Annotated in this window: 14 protein-coding genes; 5 read left to right on the top strand and 9 right to left on the bottom strand. The window is 63.3% G+C overall.

The window, feature by feature from the left end; genetic code table 11:
- Positions 1 to 13 precede the first annotated feature (13 nt).
- Entirely contained in the window at positions 14 to 1,693 is a 1,680-nt protein-coding gene (locus tag NKI15_RS12100; protein ID WP_023703964.1) for an amidohydrolase, read from the bottom strand.
- Between the two features lie 277 nt (positions 1,694 to 1,970).
- Between NKI15_RS12100 and NKI15_RS12095 the strand changes: the two genes are divergently transcribed.
- Positions 1,971 to 2,624, top strand: coding sequence for a TetR/AcrR family transcriptional regulator (locus NKI15_RS12095; protein ID WP_023703965.1), 654 nt, complete (start codon positions 1,971 to 1,973; stop codon positions 2,622 to 2,624).
- Between the two features lie 24 nt (positions 2,625 to 2,648).
- Positions 2,649 to 3,680: a histone deacetylase family protein gene (locus tag NKI15_RS12090; RefSeq protein ID WP_023728364.1), complete on the top strand. Its 1,032-nt coding sequence runs from the start codon at positions 2,649 to 2,651 to the stop codon at positions 3,678 to 3,680.
- Between the two features lie 87 nt (positions 3,681 to 3,767).
- Here the strand turns inward: NKI15_RS12090 and NKI15_RS12085 are convergent, their stop codons facing one another.
- Together NKI15_RS12085 and NKI15_RS12080 are read right to left on the bottom strand one after the other, a co-directional pair.
- Positions 3,768 to 4,961, bottom strand: a complete 1,194-nt coding sequence (locus NKI15_RS12085) for a TMEM43 family protein (RefSeq protein WP_023703967.1) — start codon at positions 4,959 to 4,961, stop codon at positions 3,768 to 3,770.
- A gap of 61 nt (positions 4,962 to 5,022) precedes the next feature.
- Positions 5,023 to 7,929, bottom strand: a complete 2,907-nt coding sequence (locus tag NKI15_RS12080; RefSeq protein WP_286439808.1) for a M16 family metallopeptidase — start codon at positions 7,927 to 7,929, stop codon at positions 5,023 to 5,025.
- 505 nt (positions 7,930 to 8,434) lie between these two features.
- Here NKI15_RS12080 and NKI15_RS12075 point away from each other — a divergent pair.
- The gene (locus NKI15_RS12075) at positions 8,435 to 9,145 is read left to right on the top strand and encodes a helix-turn-helix transcriptional regulator (protein WP_023671758.1); all 711 of its coding nucleotides are present in this window, start codon (positions 8,435 to 8,437) and stop codon (positions 9,143 to 9,145) included.
- The gene (locus NKI15_RS12070; RefSeq protein ID WP_023747169.1) at positions 9,142 to 9,912 is read left to right on the top strand and encodes a helix-turn-helix transcriptional regulator; all 771 of its coding nucleotides are present in this window, start codon (positions 9,142 to 9,144) and stop codon (positions 9,910 to 9,912) included. The genes NKI15_RS12075 and NKI15_RS12070 overlap by 4 nt, the downstream gene beginning before the upstream one ends.
- Before the next feature lie 33 nt (positions 9,913 to 9,945).
- On the opposite strand, the gene NKI15_RS12065 is transcribed toward NKI15_RS12070, so the two are convergent.
- From NKI15_RS12065 to motA, 6 genes are read right to left on the bottom strand one after another with little or no spacing between them, the layout of a single operon-like run.
- Positions 9,946 to 10,383, bottom strand: coding sequence for a BspJ family T4SS effector nucleomodulin (locus NKI15_RS12065; protein ID WP_023671756.1), 438 nt, complete (start codon positions 10,381 to 10,383; stop codon positions 9,946 to 9,948).
- Positions 10,380 to 11,462 (bottom strand): flagellar biosynthesis protein FlhB, encoded by a 1,083-nt coding sequence (gene flhB / locus NKI15_RS12060; RefSeq protein ID WP_023747168.1) that lies wholly within the window; start codon positions 11,460 to 11,462, stop codon positions 10,380 to 10,382. The genes NKI15_RS12065 and flhB overlap by 4 nt, the downstream gene beginning before the upstream one ends.
- A 13-nt stretch (positions 11,463 to 11,475) precedes the next feature.
- Entirely contained in the window at positions 11,476 to 12,492 is a 1,017-nt protein-coding gene (locus NKI15_RS12055) for a flagellar motor switch protein FliG (RefSeq protein WP_352513981.1), read from the bottom strand.
- 38 nt (positions 12,493 to 12,530) lie between these two features.
- Positions 12,531 to 12,920, bottom strand: coding sequence for a flagellar motor switch protein FliN (gene fliN / locus NKI15_RS12050; RefSeq protein ID WP_023683477.1), 390 nt, complete (start codon positions 12,918 to 12,920; stop codon positions 12,531 to 12,533).
- A 33-nt stretch (positions 12,921 to 12,953) separates the two neighbouring features.
- The gene (locus tag NKI15_RS12045) at positions 12,954 to 13,886 is read right to left on the bottom strand and encodes a FliM/FliN family flagellar motor switch protein (RefSeq protein ID WP_023747165.1); all 933 of its coding nucleotides are present in this window, start codon (positions 13,884 to 13,886) and stop codon (positions 12,954 to 12,956) included.
- Between the two features lie 35 nt (positions 13,887 to 13,921).
- Positions 13,922 to 14,797 (bottom strand): flagellar motor stator protein MotA, encoded by an 876-nt coding sequence (motA, locus tag NKI15_RS12040; protein WP_023671751.1) that lies wholly within the window; start codon positions 14,795 to 14,797, stop codon positions 13,922 to 13,924.
- A gap of 144 nt (positions 14,798 to 14,941) precedes the next feature.
- On the opposite strand from motA, the gene NKI15_RS12035 reads away from it, so the two are divergent.
- Complete coding sequence (locus NKI15_RS12035; protein ID WP_023747164.1) at positions 14,942 to 16,753, top strand: DUF1217 domain-containing protein; 1,812 nt, start codon at positions 14,942 to 14,944, stop codon at positions 16,751 to 16,753.
- Positions 16,754 to 16,755 lie beyond the last annotated feature (2 nt).

Below are 16,755 nucleotides of genomic sequence, written 5' to 3'. Positions count from 1 at the left end.
CCGCATGCCATTGTCAGGCCTGGTAGGTGACCTTGCCACCGCAGACCGTCGTCACCGGCCGCAGCTTGTGCAGATCGGCCGGCGCCGTCTTCTCGATATCGGCCGACAAAACCACCAGATCCGCCATGTAGCCGGGTTTCAGAACGCCTTTGCGATGCTCGGCGAATTCGGCATAGGCGCCCTCGACCGTGTAGGCGGCAATCGCTTCCTGCAGCGAGAAACTCTGGTCAGGATCGCCTTCTGCCCATGGTTTGCGCTGCACTGCCGCCTGAATGCTCAGGATCGGGTCGATCGCCGCCACCGGCCAGTCCGAGGCGAACACGACATGGGCGCCGGCGCTTTTCAGGGCGCGCCAGGCATAGCTCAGCGGCCAGCGGGCCGGCCCGATGCGTGACACCGTCGGCTCCAGAGGAAAATCCATGGCTCCGGGCGGATGCGACGGCTGCATCGAGGCGATGACGCCGAGTTCGGCAAAACGCGGCACGTCGGCTGCTGTGGTGACCTCGATGTGCTCAACCCTGTGCCGGCTGTCGCGCTTGCCATTGACCTTCCGCGCCGCCTCGTAACCGTCGAGCACCGCGCGCACCGCGCCGTCACCGATCGAGTGCACGGCGATCTGCAGCCCGCGTTTGTCGATAGCCACGGCGAGATCGATAAATTGCTGCGGCGTGAACAGCGGCTCGCCGACCCAGTCGGGACGATCCGCATAAGGTTCGACCATAACAGCGGTCCAGGAATCGAGCACGCCGTCATAGAACACCTTGACCATGCCCGATGACAGCCACTCGCCGTCGTAGCGCTCGGCCATGACGGACGCCTTCTCGAGCATGTCGAGCGTCATGAAGTTCTTGTAGTGGAACGGGATCTTGACGCGGCAGGGCAATCCCTCCTCGGCCTCGATCTCGGAAAGCAGTTCGAGTTCGTAGAGATTGCCGTCCATGTTCTGGATCGAGGTGATGCCGTGGCGCGCGCACCATGCAAGCCCGCGCCGCATGATGTCACGGTCAGCGGCCCGCTCGGCGGCCGACGGCATTGGGTCCGGCTCGCCGCCGGTCGACAGCCCCAACCGCACCCGGCTTTCGCCGGCAAGGTCGAGCACCGGACCGAAGGCCTCGCCCTCGCGCAATTCGCCCGCGGCCAGGCCGTCGTCACCCATCACGATCTCGTTGCCCGGGCCGAGCGTGCGTCCCTTCAGGATGCCGGCCATCTCCAACGCCTTGGTGTTGGCCCACATCGTATGGTGGTCGGGCGCCGCCATGCAGAAGGGGCGGTCGGGCAGGATGGCGTCGAGATGATGGCGTGTCACCCGCTCGTCGCCGAGCACGGTGTAGTCGACGCCCTGGCCCACAAGCATTTTCGCCTCGGGCCGCGTCGTTGCGTAGTCGCGGATGGCGCTTTGAAGCGCCTCGAAGCCATGGATACCGCCGAGTTGAAGATGCGCGAGCTCGGCCCCTCCCGAGAACAGATGCATGTGGGCTTCGATGAAACCGGGCAGGACCGAACCGCCCTTGGCGTCGATCACCTCTGTGGTCGTTCCCTTGAGTTTTTCGATGGCGGCGTGGTTGCCGATGGCGATGATGGCGCCGTCCTTGACGGCAATCGCCTCGGCGGCGGGATTGTCATCGTCCATGGTCCGCACGCGACCATTGATGACGATCAGATCAGCATTTTGACCCGCACCCGTGACAGACATCGCGACTCCGCGCTTTTGACGACTGGCTGAGACCGACAACCCTCTAGTCCGACAAGCTGCCACTCCGCCGGAGCGGCTTTATCGGACGAAAACTGATGCCAGTGCGCTGTTTCGAAATTCCCCTTGTGATCTCTCGAAACAGCGTGGATAAAAGAATGCGACTAATTAGTCGCGTTTGTCAACGTGCCGAATTTCGAATGTATTGTGGACAACACACCACGCCAATGTTGAGACCGGGACCTGTGTTGAAACCGGCAGGGAACGAAGGCATCAATCCGTGAAGCGCAGTCTCAGCCGCGAAACCAGGATGGCGCTCGAACCGCGCAAGCAGCCGCGGCAGGAACGGTCGAGCAAGGTGGTCGACAGGATACTCGACGCTGCGCTGACCCTGACGCGGGAGCAAGGAACCAAGACGCCGACGACGCTCGCCATTGCCCGGCGCGCGGGCCTGTCGGTCGGTTCGGTCTACCAGTACTTTCCCAACAAGGAAGCCATTCTCCTCGACCTCGCCCGGCGCTGGCTGTCGTCGTTTCCCGAGGTGATCGCCAGGCGCATCGAGGTCACCCCACCCACCAACCGCGACGAGTTTCGGCAGGAGGTGCGCAAGCTCTTCATCGATACCTCCAGAATATATCTCGAAAACGCCACCCTGATGCCGGTGATCGAGGCGATATCCGGCAATGCCGACCTCAGGCCGATCCAAGACGGATATGACGAGCAGATCATCGCGCTTTACGCCGCGTGGCTGCAGCATGTGAACCCGGCCCTTGAAGACAAGATCGCCAGCCGGCTCGGCGTGCTGATGATGGATGTCGGGCACGCCTGCCGGCTTGTGGGGTTGAAGCGGGATCGCAAGACATACGACCTCATCGAGGACGATGTGGAAAGAATGTGGCTCGCTCTGGTCACCCCCTATCTCAACCTTGACTGATTTCGCTATTTCGAGAGGAAATTCATGAAGACTGTCTATTCGCCGCTTCATGCCGGCCATGCCGGCCAGATGGAACTGGTCACGTCGGCAATCGTGCCGGGTTTCGAAAAGCCGTCGCGGGCCGAGTTCATCAAGGCGCGGGTCGAGAGCGAGAAGCTGGGGCCGATCATCGGACCGGTCGAGCACGATCTCACAGCCGCCAAGCGCATCCACAAGGCCGACTATATCGACTTCCTGCCGACCGTCTGGCCGGCGTGGAAGGCCGCCGGCTTCGAGGGCACGGCGATGCCCTTCACCTGGCCGACGCGCGGCCTGCGCGGCGACGTGCCACCCAAGCGCGTCGACGCCTTGCTCGGCTACTATTCCTTCGACGCCGGCGCCACCTTCGTCGAAGGCACATGGACCGCGATCAAATCGTCCTATGACGTGGCGCTGACGGCGGCGGCCTTGGTCAAGGGTGGCGAGCGGTCGGCCTTTGCGCTCTGCCGCCCGCCCGGCCATCACGCCGGTGCCGGGTTCATGGGCGGCTACTGCTACATCAACAATGCCGCGGTCGCCGCGCAGTGGTTCCTCGATCAGGGCGCAAAACGCGTCTCGATCCTCGACGTCGACTATCACCACGGCAATGGCACGCAGGAGATCTTCTATGAACGCGCCGACGTGCAGGTTCTCAACCTGCATGGCGATCCCATGGTGGAGTATCCGTTCTTCCTCGGCCATGCCGATGAACGCGGCGCCAGCGCCGGCGAAGGTTTCAACGTCAATTATCCCATGCCCTTCGGCACCAATTGGGACGCCTGGAACGCCTCGCTGGAGGACGCTTGCGCCAAGCTCGCCGCCTACGCCCCCGATATCGTCATCGTGTCGCTCGGCGTCGACACCTTCGAGAAGGACCCGATCAGCCAGTTCAAGCTGAAAAGCCCGGACTATCCGAAGATCGGCCGGCGCATCGCCAAGCTCGGCCTGCCGACGCTGTTCGTGATGGAAGGTGGCTATGCCGTCGAGGAGATCGGCATCAACGCCGTCGGCGTGCTGACCGGCTTCGAGGACAAATAGGAAAGCGATTCCAGGATAAGTGTGAGGCGGTTTTCCGGCCGGAATTGCGCCAAGGAGATATGGGGCGGCTCCGGCCGCCCCGACCATCTAGGCGGCCGCAGCCGGGTTGGGTGCAACCACCGGAACGGCTGGCCTTCGCGACCGGCCGATGCGGTAGACAATCACCGCCGCAATCACGCCTGTCGCCAGGATGGCCACCGCCAGCAACGGCCGGTACCAGAACCAGGCAATCGCAATCGTCACCGTGCCGACCAGGATCGCCAGGACGAAGGCGATGATGCCGGTGCCCATCCGCGCCATGCTGCCGAGGAAGGGTATGACGTCGAGGATCACCCCGATCGGGCTGAGGAACAGCGCAAAGCCTATGGTCAGCAACAGCAAGCCGGCGCCGCGCAGCAGCCAGGTGATCAGCGTGTTGGCGCTGACCGCGTCGGCGAACATCTTTTCGGCCGGGACGTTGCCGGTATCGACCATCAGCAGCGCATCGCCGGCTTGCGTCTGGTAGGGCTCGAAGCGGCTGCCGGCCTGGCGCGCGATGATGCTGATCACGCCCAGCGGCGCCAGTTCGTAGCCGATGCGATAGTCGCCCAAAGCGGGCTTCGTGTTGTCATTGCCGAGATAAATCTTGCCATCGACGATGCTGAGCGGTTTCGTTCCGGTATAGGCAGCCTTTATCGCCGCCGACTGGTCGGCTGAGAGCGAATAGTCCTTGTCACCCTCGATACGGTCCAGCACTGGCGTATCGAGATCGAAGGCGACAAGCTTGCCCTCAGGAATCTGGAAGGTCCCGCCGGGGATTTCCATCGGCGGATTCTGGTGGCCGTCCGGCTTCTTGAAGTCCGACGAGTCGATCTGGCTGTCGTTCCACACCTTGGAATAGCTGTAGGTGGTCACCGTCTCTTCGCCACCGCCGAGCTTCTTGGTCGTCTCCGACTTGGACTCTTCCTTCCACTGATACATCTCGACACTGCGCGACAGCCGCAGCCCTTGCGTGGCGATGCCGAAATCCGGATCCGCCAGGCCGCTGTCCGCCGTCACCAGTCCGCTGACATGAACCAGCTTGCCGTCATTGGCGGTATCGACGCTGTCGGCGCCGACCGAAACCACCGCTCCAGAACCTTCGGCCAGCGAGCGCGCCGTCTGCACGGCGCGGCCTTCGTTCCAGAACAGCCCGATCACCATCAGCACGATCAGGATAAGGCCGAAGATGACCCCGCCGACCGCGCGCTTGATCCGCCCGAACCACGAGACGGATGTGACTTCCCGAAATGAATCGCTCATCGTTTCCCCCGAAACAAAGTTGCCCAAGATTTAAACGCGGCCGGCGGCCGCCTCGTATCGATCAGTCGGCGTGGATCTGCGCGCCGCAGTCCCTATCGCCTGTACAGGAATGCACCGCCCGTGTCGTGCCGCCATCGCCGACCCGCCATGGCGATGCGGAGAGCGGCGCCTGGCGATTGCCCCCGAGAAGATCGAGCGCCCGCATCGCCGTCTCATCGCCGACCTCGTCACGCTTGACGATCTCGACGTCCTTGAAACCGATAGCGGCAAGCTGCGGCATCACCACATCGGGGTCGCCCGCCACCACGATCAGCGACGGATCGAGCGACGCCAGGGCCAGCGCCTGTTTCTGAACCGCATCGAGCGTCAGCTTTGTGCGCGCCGCCATGCGGGTTTGCTGGTCCTCCAGCGTCGATCCGCTGCCGACCGCGCCAATCAGCGAGGAGAACAGACCAGCCGACGTCTCGGCCGATCCAGCCAGCGCCCGGCGATAGACAGTCACCGTGCGGTCGACCTCGTCCTGCGCCACCGGCAAGGTGGTCAGGCCGGCAAATCCTTTCAGGATTTCGGTAATCGCCGGCCCGGTGTTGGCGCGCTCGACGGTGGTTGCCACGACCAATCCCGAGCCGGCCTTCATCGGGCTCATCAGATAGCTCGACACGCCATAGGAGTAGCCCTTCTCCTCGCGGATCACCGAATTCAGCCGGCTGGAGAAATCGGCGCCAAGCAGGTTGGAGACCGCGGTCGATTCAGCGCGCTCGCTCTCGTCGGTGCCGGGCGCCGGCCGCGCCACGAACAGCGCCGACTGGCTGGCGCCGGGTTCGGGCACCAGCAGCACTTTCTGTCCCCCGTTGAAATGCGCCGCCGGCGACGGCTCGACGGCATAGCCGGCGGTGTCGCTTGTCCACGCGCCAAATGCTTTTTCAAGGCTGGCGGCGACGGTCGCGACCGGCATCGGGCCGACGCTGTAGAAGGTCACCGCCTTCGGCGTGAACTCCGCCTTGAATGCGTCCCTCGCCTCGTCGAGCGAGATCGAGGCCAGCGCCTTTGCCGACCAGTCCACCGCTGCCTTGCCCGGCACCTGCGGGATCAGCGTCGCCTTTGCCATGCGGCCGGCAACGCCGGGCAGATCCGCCTCGCGGCCGTTTAGCCAGTCGACTGTCTGCGCCATCAGCACCGTCCATTCGGTCTTGTCGAAACGAGGCTTCAGCACCGCGTCGGCGAGCAGGCCAATACCCTGGTCGAGCTTTTCCGGCGGCACGCCGAGCGTCATCATCGTGGTCAGCGTTCCGGCCTGGTGGCCGACGCCGGCGCCGATGTCGCTGGCCGCCTTGGCGAAATCAGCCGAGCCGCGATCGGCGGCCCCGCGTGTCGCCATGCTTGCTGCAAGCTCCAGCAATCCCTCCTTGCCTTCCGGCACGCTGTTCCAGCCGCCGGCGGCACTGGCCGCGACATAGACCATCGGCGCTTCCGGCATTGTGTAGTGGACGAGTTTGATGCCATTCGAGAGCGTCGCCGTTTCCATGGCGGGCAGTGTTGCCGAAGGCGCTTGCCCGGCCGCATGCTTCGGAATGTCGATCGCCGCTCGCTCCGGCGCGGTGAACGGCTGCGGTGTGCCGGACGAGCCGATCAGTGCATCGGGATAGCCGCCGCGCGGTCCGGGCTTCAGCACCAGCACGCTGGCGTCTTCCGGTTTCAACAGCCGCTTCATCGTGGCCTCGACATCCGCCACGCTGGCGTCCTTCACCCGCGGGTCGTCGACCAGCGCGCTCTGCGCATCGCCGAGCACGTCGGCATTGTAGGAGACGACGCCGGCGCGATCCTTCAGTGCTTCGCTGCCGAGCCGCGCTGCCTGCAAGATGCCCGTGCGCGCACGCTCGACATCGACCGGATCGAGCGGGGTCTTCAGGAAATCCGCGAACGCCGTTTTCATCGCGCTTTCCAGCGCTTCCGGCGCCACACCTTCGGCGGCACCCGCCTCGAAGGTAAAGCGGCCACCGAGCAGACCGCCGGTCCAGCTCGCGCTGGCATAGGTGGCAATGCCCAACTGCGAAACCAGCCGGTTGCGCAAAAATCCATATTCGCCGTTGCCGAGCAGTTCGGCGGCAATGCTGAGCGCACCATTGTCGGGCGACTGCGCCACCGGGCCACTGAAGCCGACCACGACGATGGGGCTTGGTACACGATCCTCGAGCACCAGCTTGAGCCGGGCCTGCGTCGGTGCCGGCACGGCGGGCCGCGCCACATCGGCGCCGCGCGCCACGCGGCCGAACGTGTCGGCAATCAGCGCCTTGGTGTCGTCGATCTCCAAGTCGCCGACCAGCACCAGCACCGCATTGTTGGGCAGATAGTAGCTGTTGAAGAAACCCCTGACATCGTCGAGCGTCGCCGCATCAAGATCGGCGACCGAGCCGATGACCATGCGGCTATAGGGATGCGGCTTCGGGAACAGCCCGGACCAGAAAGCTTCCCAGCCGGATGCGCCGGCCTTGTCGAGCACGTTCTGGCGCATCTCGTTCTTGACCACCGAGCGCTGCAGATCGAGCTTGGCCTGAGTCACCGAACGGCCGAGATTGGCCATGCGGTCGGCCTCCAGCGACAGGATCATCGGCAGTGACGACGACAGCCCGTCGACATAATAAACGGTGCCGTCTTCGGTGGTCCAGGCATTGATCTCGTTGCCGAGCGCGGCGTGCGCGCCGAACACGTTCGGCCAGGCCGGCGTGCCGGAAAACATCAGATGTTCGAACAGATGCGCAAAGCCCGAGCGTCCCGCGGGTTCATTCATCGACCCGACGCGGTAGCGCAGGTTCATCACCACCTTCGGCACGCGATGGTCGGGCACCAGCACCACCTGCAGCCCGTTGTCGAGCGCATAGGTAACGGTCGGCTCAGCCTTGGCGGGCGCTTCCATACCGGCAAGAACCGCAAGCACCACCGTGAACGCCAGGAAAACCTGCTTCATCATGACCCCCGATGCTGATGGCCGCGAGCAAGCGCCGCCAAATCCGCCGTATGACCGAAGGGATGCCCACCCCTGCCGGCTGCCGAGACCCTATCGGAATCGATCGGCCCTCGATACGCAGTATCGCAACACCCTCTGGCTTTTTCGTGTCGGCGTTTCAGGCCTTTTGCGGCGGAAAAGGCCGCGGAAGCCGCCCCTGAGTCGCTTGAGTCCAATAATATTGATTTTGTCAAATCGCGTTTGATGTCGGATTCATCTGCGGGTAGATTAGACCCGAATCAGCCGGTCCTTGGGGGCGCGGCGACCACCCAAAGTCTCAAGTTCCGGCAAATGACCGGCACCAGACGCGGACGGCTTCGCGTTCCCTGAATGGATTCGGCGATCAGCGCGACCGCCGCGCCGTGTGAGTGCTTCGTAAACGTGATGCGTCTTCAAGTTCGGCCGCTGCTAGCCCCAGCGTCCGGGCTCAAGAAAAGACTCCGGCCATGACATACAACCAAAGCATCCAATGAGCAGTTCCGCCGCGCTTCTCCAATCCGATACGTTAGGCTCGCGCCTTGAATCGCGCGGCGATCTCACCTCCTTTTTCATGCAGCTTGCCGCCGAGATCGGCGCCGACAGCTACATGCTCGTCGCCATCGTCCACGACCAAGATCGCAACGACGCCCGCATCGTCTCATCCAACTGGATCTTCGACGCCATCGAACTGATCGGCAAGCGGCTGATCGCCGGCCTTGCCCAGGGACCGCTGACCGTTGCACCTGGCATCCGCCCGAGGCCACTGGTCGCCGCCGCGGCGCCCGACGCCGGCGGACTGCTCACCGGCGAAGAGGCGCGCCTGCTCGACGTGCTTGGCCATGCCGAAGTCTATTCACTGCGGCTCAATGTCGGTCGCCAGCGGCTGTTTGCGCTTTTCTCGGCGGCCGAGGCCGGCAGTATCGACCAGCCGGCGCTGATGAAGGCTCAGTTGAAGTGCTGCTACGCGCTGTCCGCTATCCCGCAATTGATCGCCGCCGCCGCCATGCAGGACCCGCTGTCCGACCGTGAGCGCGAATGCCTGTTCTGGGTGTCTGAAGGCAAGACCACCGATGAGGTCGCGGTGATCCTCGGGGTCTCGTCCAACACCGTCAACAGCTACATCACCCACGCCATCCAGAAATTCGCGGCCTCGAACCGCGCGATGGCCATCGCCACGGCGATCAGGAGCGGCATCATTTGAAACACGCTGACATCAAGGCGGCGGCCGAAGCCCTTTTCAACGAGCAGCGCAATCCGTTCGGCGCCTTCTCCATCGGTTCCGAGACGCACCATGCCGTTACCATCCCGGACGCGGTGCGCCGCTGCCGCTGGATCGCCGTCGACATCAACGCGTCGGCCTTCGGCCTCTACTTCGTCAGCCCCTCGCCGGAACGGGCGCGCCTGGTGCCGAGCTTCGATTCCGACTATCCCGCCACCGCGGTGACAACCAAGTTCATCGCCGGCGCCAATGGCGAGGAGATGGTGCACCACAGCGGCGCCTCGACAGCGCCGCGCTGGTGGGCGGACGACGGCATCGCCGGCTCGGACGCCGTCTTCCAGAACCTCGCCTGGGCGGAGCGGACGGCGCCGCTGGCGCCGGGCACCAACGGCATTGCCTTTCCCGTCCATGCCGATCGGGGCCATTGCGGGCTGGTGGTGTTCCTCGGCTCGACGATCGCTTTGCCGGAGGACACGCTCTACGAAATCCACGCCCGCTGTTTTTCGCTGTTCGCCGCCGTCGCCCGAATTCGTCCGAACGATGCCGGCCGGATGCGGTCGATCTCCAAGCGTGAACTGGAGTGCCTGAAGCTGACCGCCAACGGCAACACCAGCGAAGAGATCGCCAGGCTGCTGAAGCTGTCGGTCCACACCGCCAACCAGTATCTCACCCAGTCGACGCAGAAGCTTAACGCGGTCAACCGCAACCAGGCGGTGGCCAAGGCGCTGCGGCTGGGGCTGATCGAGTAGTCAGCGTCCAGCGATTCGGCTTGCGAAAGAAAATCAGCGATAGGCGAGCGGCTCGGTCCGGCGAATGCGCGCCTCTTCGATCACCGTCTCCAGCAAGGCGGTGTTGTGCTCGGGGTCTTCGCCGGGCTTCTCGAACGACACATAGTTGACCGCGACCGAAGACCTCTCCTCGCTCAGCGTCAGCTGGAAATAGACGGTGACGCCCGGCGGCCGAAGCTCGAGATCGAGCACGATGCGCGGGCTGCCGCTCCAGTCGACATGTGCCTCTCCGCCATGGCCGAGCCTGAGCGTGCCCGGCAGGAAGAACAGCTCCACCGCCGAATCCACCAGATCCGACAGGCAAGCGAAATGCTCGAGCCGGATGAAAGCGATGTAGTCGGCGACATCGATCAGCCGCAACTCGTCGACCACCTGCTCGATGGCCTTGGCGACAATGAGTTCGCGGGATTTTGCGTGCGGTTGGCGGTTCATGAAATTTGTCTCCGCTCAGCCTTTTTGGAGTAGACGATCCGCACCAGTTCGGCGACGGCCTGGTAGAATTGCGACGGGATCACGCTATCAACCGAAACTTGCTTGTACATGGAGCGGGCGAGCGCCACGTCCTCGAAGATCGGGATGTTGTGCTCCTTGGCGATCTCGCGAATCTTGAGCGCAACCAGGTCCTGGCCCTTGGCCAGCACCAGGGGTGCTGAATCCTCGTCGCGGACATATCTGAGCGCGATGGAAAAGTGCGTCGGATTGGCAATGATCAGCGTCGCGCGCGGCACCGCCGTCATCATCCGCTTGCGCGCCCGGTCGCGCGCCAGCGAGCGCAGCCGGGACTTGATGATCGGGTCGCCCTCGGACTGTTTGAACTCGTCCTTGACCTCCTGCTTGGTCATCCGCAGATCCTGCTTCCAATGGAAGCGCGACCAGACGACGTCGACCGCCGCGATCAGCCCCATGACGAAGACGATCGCCACCAATATGTCGACGGTGATGCTTTTGATGACGAGGCCGAAAGCGACGGGGTTGGTGATCATGCCGGCCAGGAGCTGGCGGTAGTCCTGCGACAGCGTGAAGTAGAGCACGATACTGGCGAAGCCGAGCTTGCCCAGCGATTTCAGGAATTCTACCCAGCCCTGAATACCGAACATCCTGGTCCAGCCCTTGGCTATCGAGATGCGCGACAGTTGCGGCCGGATCCGCTCGCCGACGACTTGCGGCATGTTCTGCAGCACCGAGGCGCCGATGCCGGCCACCACCAGCAGGACCAGCAGGCTGACGGCGGCGTTGCCTATTTCCATCATCACGGTCTTGTAGAGCGCGATGACGTCGGTCTCGGTGTCCATCGGCCACGCCTCGGGCTTTTCCAGGAACATCGACAGGAACATGCCGAGATTGACGACCGCGTCCTTGGCGTAGAAGACGGTGAACACCAGTATGGCGATGAAGGACGCCAGAAGTGCGGCCTCCCTGGAATGGGGCAGCTTGCCCTGTTCGATGGTGTCGCGGATCTTCTTTTCGGTCGCGTCTTCGGTTTTGGAGTCTTTGTCCGCCGCTTCAGCCATTCAGCTCTCGGCGTTAAGCCGCTTCGCTCTGCTGCGACGAGGGCAGTTCGAAAGCCCCCTCGCGCGAAAGCCGGATTGTCGCCACCGCGATGTTCTTGCGCGCCGTCATGATATCGGCAAGCTGAATGCCTTCCGAGCCCTGTCCGAGCTCGGACTCGATCATGCGCCGCGACCGTGCGCCGATCGCCGAGAGCGCCGATACCGTCAATGCGGGTGGTGCACCGCGCAGCGCCAGCGTAATCAGTTCGGTCGACAGCCCGTCGAACAGAAGCACCCGCGCCTTCTGCGTCAAAAGCGGCAGATCGTCGAAGGCAAACAACCTGGAGCGGACACCGCCGAGGTCCGGCGTGCCGGCCTCTTCCAGATCCTGCATGACCTCTTCCAGCTGCGGCTTGTCCATTTCGTTGAGCACACTGGCGACGCGCGCCTGTCCGGCCGAGATATCCTTGGTCGCTGTCTGCGCCAGCACGCTGGCGCGCAGCTGGTTCTCGATGATCCTGGTCGCCGCGTCCGGAATGGTCGCCATCGTCACCATGCGCTTGATGATCTCGCTGCGCATCGGCTTTTCCATGGTCAGCAAAATGTTGGCGGCGGCCTGCGGCGCAAGCTTCGACAGCACCATGGCCGCGGTCTGTGGATGCTCGGTGGCAAGGAACGCGCCCAGACGCGTCGGTTCGAGCTTTTCCAGCTGCGGCCAGATCGGCGGTGGTCCTTCCGGCGCAACCTCGAAGCGCTTGTCGCCCATGATGGCGCTCATCTCTTCGGGCGACAGCGATTCATTGAGGATCGTGTCCATCCGGTCGGCGGAATCGAGCAGGCCCGCGCCTTCGGTGAACTCGGCCTCGAATTCGGCGACGATGCGTTCAAGATCGCTTTGCGGAATGGTGCGCAGCAGCCGCGCCCCTTCGATCAGTGCCTTCAGTTCTTCCTGCTTGAAGAATTTCAGCAGCCGGCTGGCCGAAGGTTTGCCCATCGCCACCAGGATGGCGGCGGCCTTTTGCGGGCGCGTGAGCGTCACCGGCGTCGTCATGGCATCCGCTCCTGCTGAGACCGCATGTCATTCATTGCTCAAGCGCCCTTGGTCGCCGCGATAATTTCGGTCAGCCTGATGCCGAAGCGCGACGGATCGCTTTCCAGCACGGTGATCTCGCCGCGCGCGATCTTGCGGCCGTTGACCACGACATCGACCGGTTCGCCGATGCGCCGGTTGAGCGCCACCGTCGAGCCCTTCTGCAGCGCCATCAGGTCCGACACCGGCATTTCCGTACTGCCGAGGATGATCTGCACATCGACCGGGATGCTCATGATGATGTTGGAATTGGCGCCGGACGTGGCAGCCCGCAAGGCGGCGTCGGGCCGCTTTTCCTCCTCCTGGAGGACACCGCGCAATTCCTCGATGGCGCGGTCGAGCTGTTCGTCCGGCTGGTCGATATTGGCTTCCACCTTGGTCTTGGCCATCAGTCGTCTCCAAATGCTTGGGCTTGCCCGGCGTCAGCCCGGCATGAGCCCATCGATAAAATCCTGACCGGCATCGTAAGGATGCCTGATCCGGACGGTGTAGTTCTGCCCGAGTTTACCGAACTCGCAGACAAACAGCGTCTTGTCGCGCGCGCTCAGCTTGGCCTGCGACTGCGCGGTTGCCTCGAACTCGATGATCTGGCCCGGCTCGAAGCCGGCGAGGTCGCCGAGCGTCAGGCGTGCCAACGGCATGGTCGCTTCGAGCGTCACCGTCGAGCGCATCACCTCTTCGGAAAAACGTGCCCGCCAGTCGGAGGTCGTGCCTTCGCTGTCGTGGACATCGGCGATACCGCGTGTGGCCAGCAGGATGCGCTGCGGGATCATCACCGTGACCGTTCCGCTGTCGGTCGGCGTCGAGATGCCGAAGACGATGCGCACCGCCGCGCCATCGCGCAGCACGCGGCGCTTGGCTTCGCTGCCCGAAAGTGCCCGCGGCACCGGCAGCCGCAGCTCGAGCGAGCGCCGGCCTGATCCGTTCAACGCCTGCGCAACTTCCTGGAAGACCGTGGTCGCGACATCGGTCTCGATCTGCGACAGAGCGCGCTCGATCGGCGAAACCGGCTGATCCGGATCGCCGCCGAACAGCGCGCACACCATCACGGCGATGGCCGGCGCATCAGCCACCAGCGTCATCGCATCCGAAGACGTCGGCGATGCTATGATGGCCATGGCAAAGGCATCGCCGGCATTCGTGCGGGCATCGGGAACACGGCTGATCTCGACCGTGCGCAGGTCGACGGTGACCGGTGCACCGAGCTCGCCGGCCAGGCTCTTCTGCAGCAGCGGCAGTGCGCGCTCCCCCATCGAGCGCCCGGTGCCGATGACGTGAGCGGCCTCACCGCTTTCACCGACCAGACGCTCGATGATCAGCGAGCGGGCTTGCGAGGGGCTGCCAGGACTTGTCATGACGGCGTGCGGTCCTGTCTGTCTTCATGCATGGCTCAAGCCGCTTTCTTCTCGGCGGAAGCTGTGTTCATCGTGCTTTGCTCGACGGCATCGATCGTCGGCCGCTCATAGGACGAGATGGTCTTGCGGCCGAACTCGATCGCCACCTGCGGCAGAGCGCCGTTCATATAGGCAAGCAGCGTCTGCTTGACGATGATATAGAGGCGATTCTTCTTCTCGCGCACCGTCTTGATCTTGGTGGCAACCGGTCCGACCACCGCATAAGACAGGAAGATGCCGAGGAAGGTTCCGACAAGGGCGGCGCCGATCAGGCCGCCGAGGATTTCGGGCGACTGGTCGAGCGCGCCCATCGCTTTGACCACGCCGAGCACGGCGGCGACGATGCCGAGCGCAGGCAGACCGTCGCCCACCGCCACCAGCGCATGGTAGGCCTTCATCTTGTCGGACTTGATGGTCTGGATTTCCTCGTCCATCAGCGCCTCGATCTCATGCGAGCGGGCATTGCCGATGATGATGATGCGGCAGTAGTCGCAGATGAAATTCGTCAGGTCGTGGTTCTTCAGCACGGTCGGGAACGCCTGGAAGATCGCCGACTCCTCCGGATTGTCGATGTGCGCCTCGACCTCGCTGCGCGACTTCGAGCGCAGTTCGCGCATCAGGCTGTGCAGCACGCCCAGCGTCTCCAGATAGTCGCGTTCTTTCGGTACCGCCTGCTTGAACGCTTCGAGGATACCCCTGCCGGTGTCCTTGACCGTCTTCATCGGGTTGGCGACGAGAAAGGTGCCAAGTGCGGCGCCACAGATGACCACCGCTTCCCAAGGCTGCATCAGCACATGCAGATGGCCGCCCATGGCCATGAAGCCGCCGAGAACACAGCCGAGCGTCACCACAAGTCCGATCAGAATGCCCACGCCAGATCCTTCCGCATCACGTCAGGCCTAACCGATAGCCCCCGTGCCTTGTGTGAGGCTTGAATCATGCAAGGTGAGGCGATTCAGCCTCGCGCAAGCAAGTCCGCATACTCTTGCTTTTGAAGCTGCGACCGGAGGCATGTCGTGTTGAGCACTTTTACCAGCTACCAGCTCATCGCCAGGGACATCCCCAAGGCGATCGACCGCATCGAGGCGGAGCCGATCACCAAGCGCGACACCGACTACTATCTCGCCAACATCGGCAGCGTGAAATCGATCGACGATTTCGTAAAGAACGACCGGCTGTTCAAATATGCCATGAAGGCCTTCGGTCTCGGCGACATGGCTTACGCCAAGGCCTTCATGGTCAAAGCCCTGAAGGAAGGGGTGTCGGATTCCGACAGCTTCGCCAACAAACTGAGCGACAAGCGTTATGCCGAGTTCGTGTCGGCCTTCAATTTCGCCGCCCTGGGCCCTAATGCCACGAGCTACAATTCGGCGCAGCAGGGCGTGACCAACAATTATGGTCTCCAGGTCTCGGTCGGCCCTTCGCAGAACGGCTTCACCTATTACAAGGGCGAAACCTCGTACTACCTGAGCAACATTTCCAACGTAAAATCGATCGACGACCTGATGGGCAACGATCGCCTGCTCACCTATGCGATGGCCGCGTTCGGCCTGGACGCCGACGCCGAGCCGGCTGCGACCGTGCGGGCCATGCTGGAAGGCGGCGTCACCGACCCGAACAGCCCCGCAAACACGTCGACAAACAAGGGCTATGCGGCTTTCGTCGCGGCTTTCGACTTTGCCCAATATGGCGACCAGGCTACGGCGCGCGACGCCGTCCAGCAGGCGGTGCCGAAGGCTGTGATCGGCGGAACCGGACTGTTGCTCGTCAAGCCGACCGCGCAATACATCAAGGGCGAGGCCGACTACTACGCAGCCAACATCTCCAAGGTGAAGTCCATCGAAGACCTGCTGAAGGACAAGCGCCTGCTGACCTTCGCCATGGCTGCCTATGGGCTTGATGCATCGACCCAGACGACGAAGCAGATCCGCACCATGGTCAATGGCGGCGTCACCGATCCGTTGAGTCCCGCCAACCTGTTGACCGACAAGAGCTACGCCAACTTCGTCAGCGCCTTTGATTTTGCCCAGTATGGCGATCAGACGACCACGCGCGACGCGGTGCTGAAGACCACGCCGAAGCTCTACACGACCGAGTCCAGTCTTGGCCTCATCAAGCCGAATGCGGACGCCGTCCAGGCCGAGACCAGCTACTACCTCGCCAACATCACCAAGGTGAAATCGGTCGACGACCTGATGGCCGACAGCCGCCTTTATAACTATGCTCTGTCCGCAAGCAGGCTCGATCCGGCGACCACCAACAAGGATCTCGTCCGTGATGTCCTTGAGGGCGGTGTCCGCGATCCCGCCAGTGTCGCCAACAAGCTCTCCAACAAGGCCTATGCCAGGCTCGCCACCTCGTTGAATTTCGAGGCCTACGGTGAAGCGGCAACGACCCGCAGCCCGTCGCAGCAGCCGGTGGTCGACAAATACATGCGCCAGACCCTGGAAGAAGACGCCGGCAAGACCAATGAGGGCGTGCGGTTGGCGCTCTATTTCGAGCGCAAGGCCTCGACCATCACCAACTGGTACGACGTGCTGGCCGACACGGCCCTGGCCAGCGTGGTACGCACCGCCATCGGCCTGCCCGATTCCTTCGCTGCCGCAGATATCGACAAGCAGGCGCAGGCCTTCGAGGCAAAGCTCGACCTCACCGATTTCACCGACCCGGCCAAGCTCGAGAAATTCCTCACCCGCTTCACCAGCCTTTGGGAAATCAATCATCCGACCTCGACCGCCCAGACATCGATCGGTGTGCTGTTTGCGCAGCCGACCACCGTCGGCATCTCGACCGATCTGATGATGGCCATGCAGAAACTGAGATTCTGAGA

Origin of the sequence: Mesorhizobium sp. M0862, assembly GCF_040319795.1 — a bacterium.
In the GTDB taxonomy this organism is placed as follows: Bacteria; Pseudomonadota; Alphaproteobacteria; order Rhizobiales; family Rhizobiaceae; genus Mesorhizobium.
This window is presented reverse-complemented; position numbering and strand designations above follow the sequence as displayed.

Coding starts and splice junctions, on each gene's coding strand:
- NKI15_RS12085 (WP_023703967.1), bottom strand. CDS start 4,961: ATGAGCGATTCATTTCGGGAAGTCACATCCGTCTCGTGGTTCGGGCGG.
- NKI15_RS12080 (WP_286439808.1), bottom strand. CDS start 7,929: ATGATGAAGCAGGTTTTCCTGGCGTTCACGGTGGTGCTTGCGGTTCTT.
- NKI15_RS12090 (WP_023728364.1), top strand. CDS start 2,649: ATGAAGACTGTCTATTCGCCGCTTCATGCCGGCCATGCCGGCCAGATG.
- NKI15_RS12045 (WP_023747165.1), bottom strand. CDS start 13,886: ATGACAAGTCCTGGCAGCCCCTCGCAAGCCCGCTCGCTGATCATCGAG.
- NKI15_RS12100 (WP_023703964.1), bottom strand. CDS start 1,693: ATGTCTGTCACGGGTGCGGGTCAAAATGCTGATCTGATCGTCATCAAT.
- NKI15_RS12075 (WP_023671758.1), top strand. CDS start 8,435: ATGAGCAGTTCCGCCGCGCTTCTCCAATCCGATACGTTAGGCTCGCGC.
- NKI15_RS12055 (WP_352513981.1), bottom strand. CDS start 12,492: ATGACGACGCCGGTGACGCTCACGCGCCCGCAAAAGGCCGCCGCCATC.
- NKI15_RS12065 (WP_023671756.1), bottom strand. CDS start 10,383: ATGAACCGCCAACCGCACGCAAAATCCCGCGAACTCATTGTCGCCAAG.
- fliN (WP_023683477.1), bottom strand. CDS start 12,920: ATGGCCAAGACCAAGGTGGAAGCCAATATCGACCAGCCGGACGAACAG.
- flhB (WP_023747168.1), bottom strand. CDS start 11,462: ATGGCTGAAGCGGCGGACAAAGACTCCAAAACCGAAGACGCGACCGAA.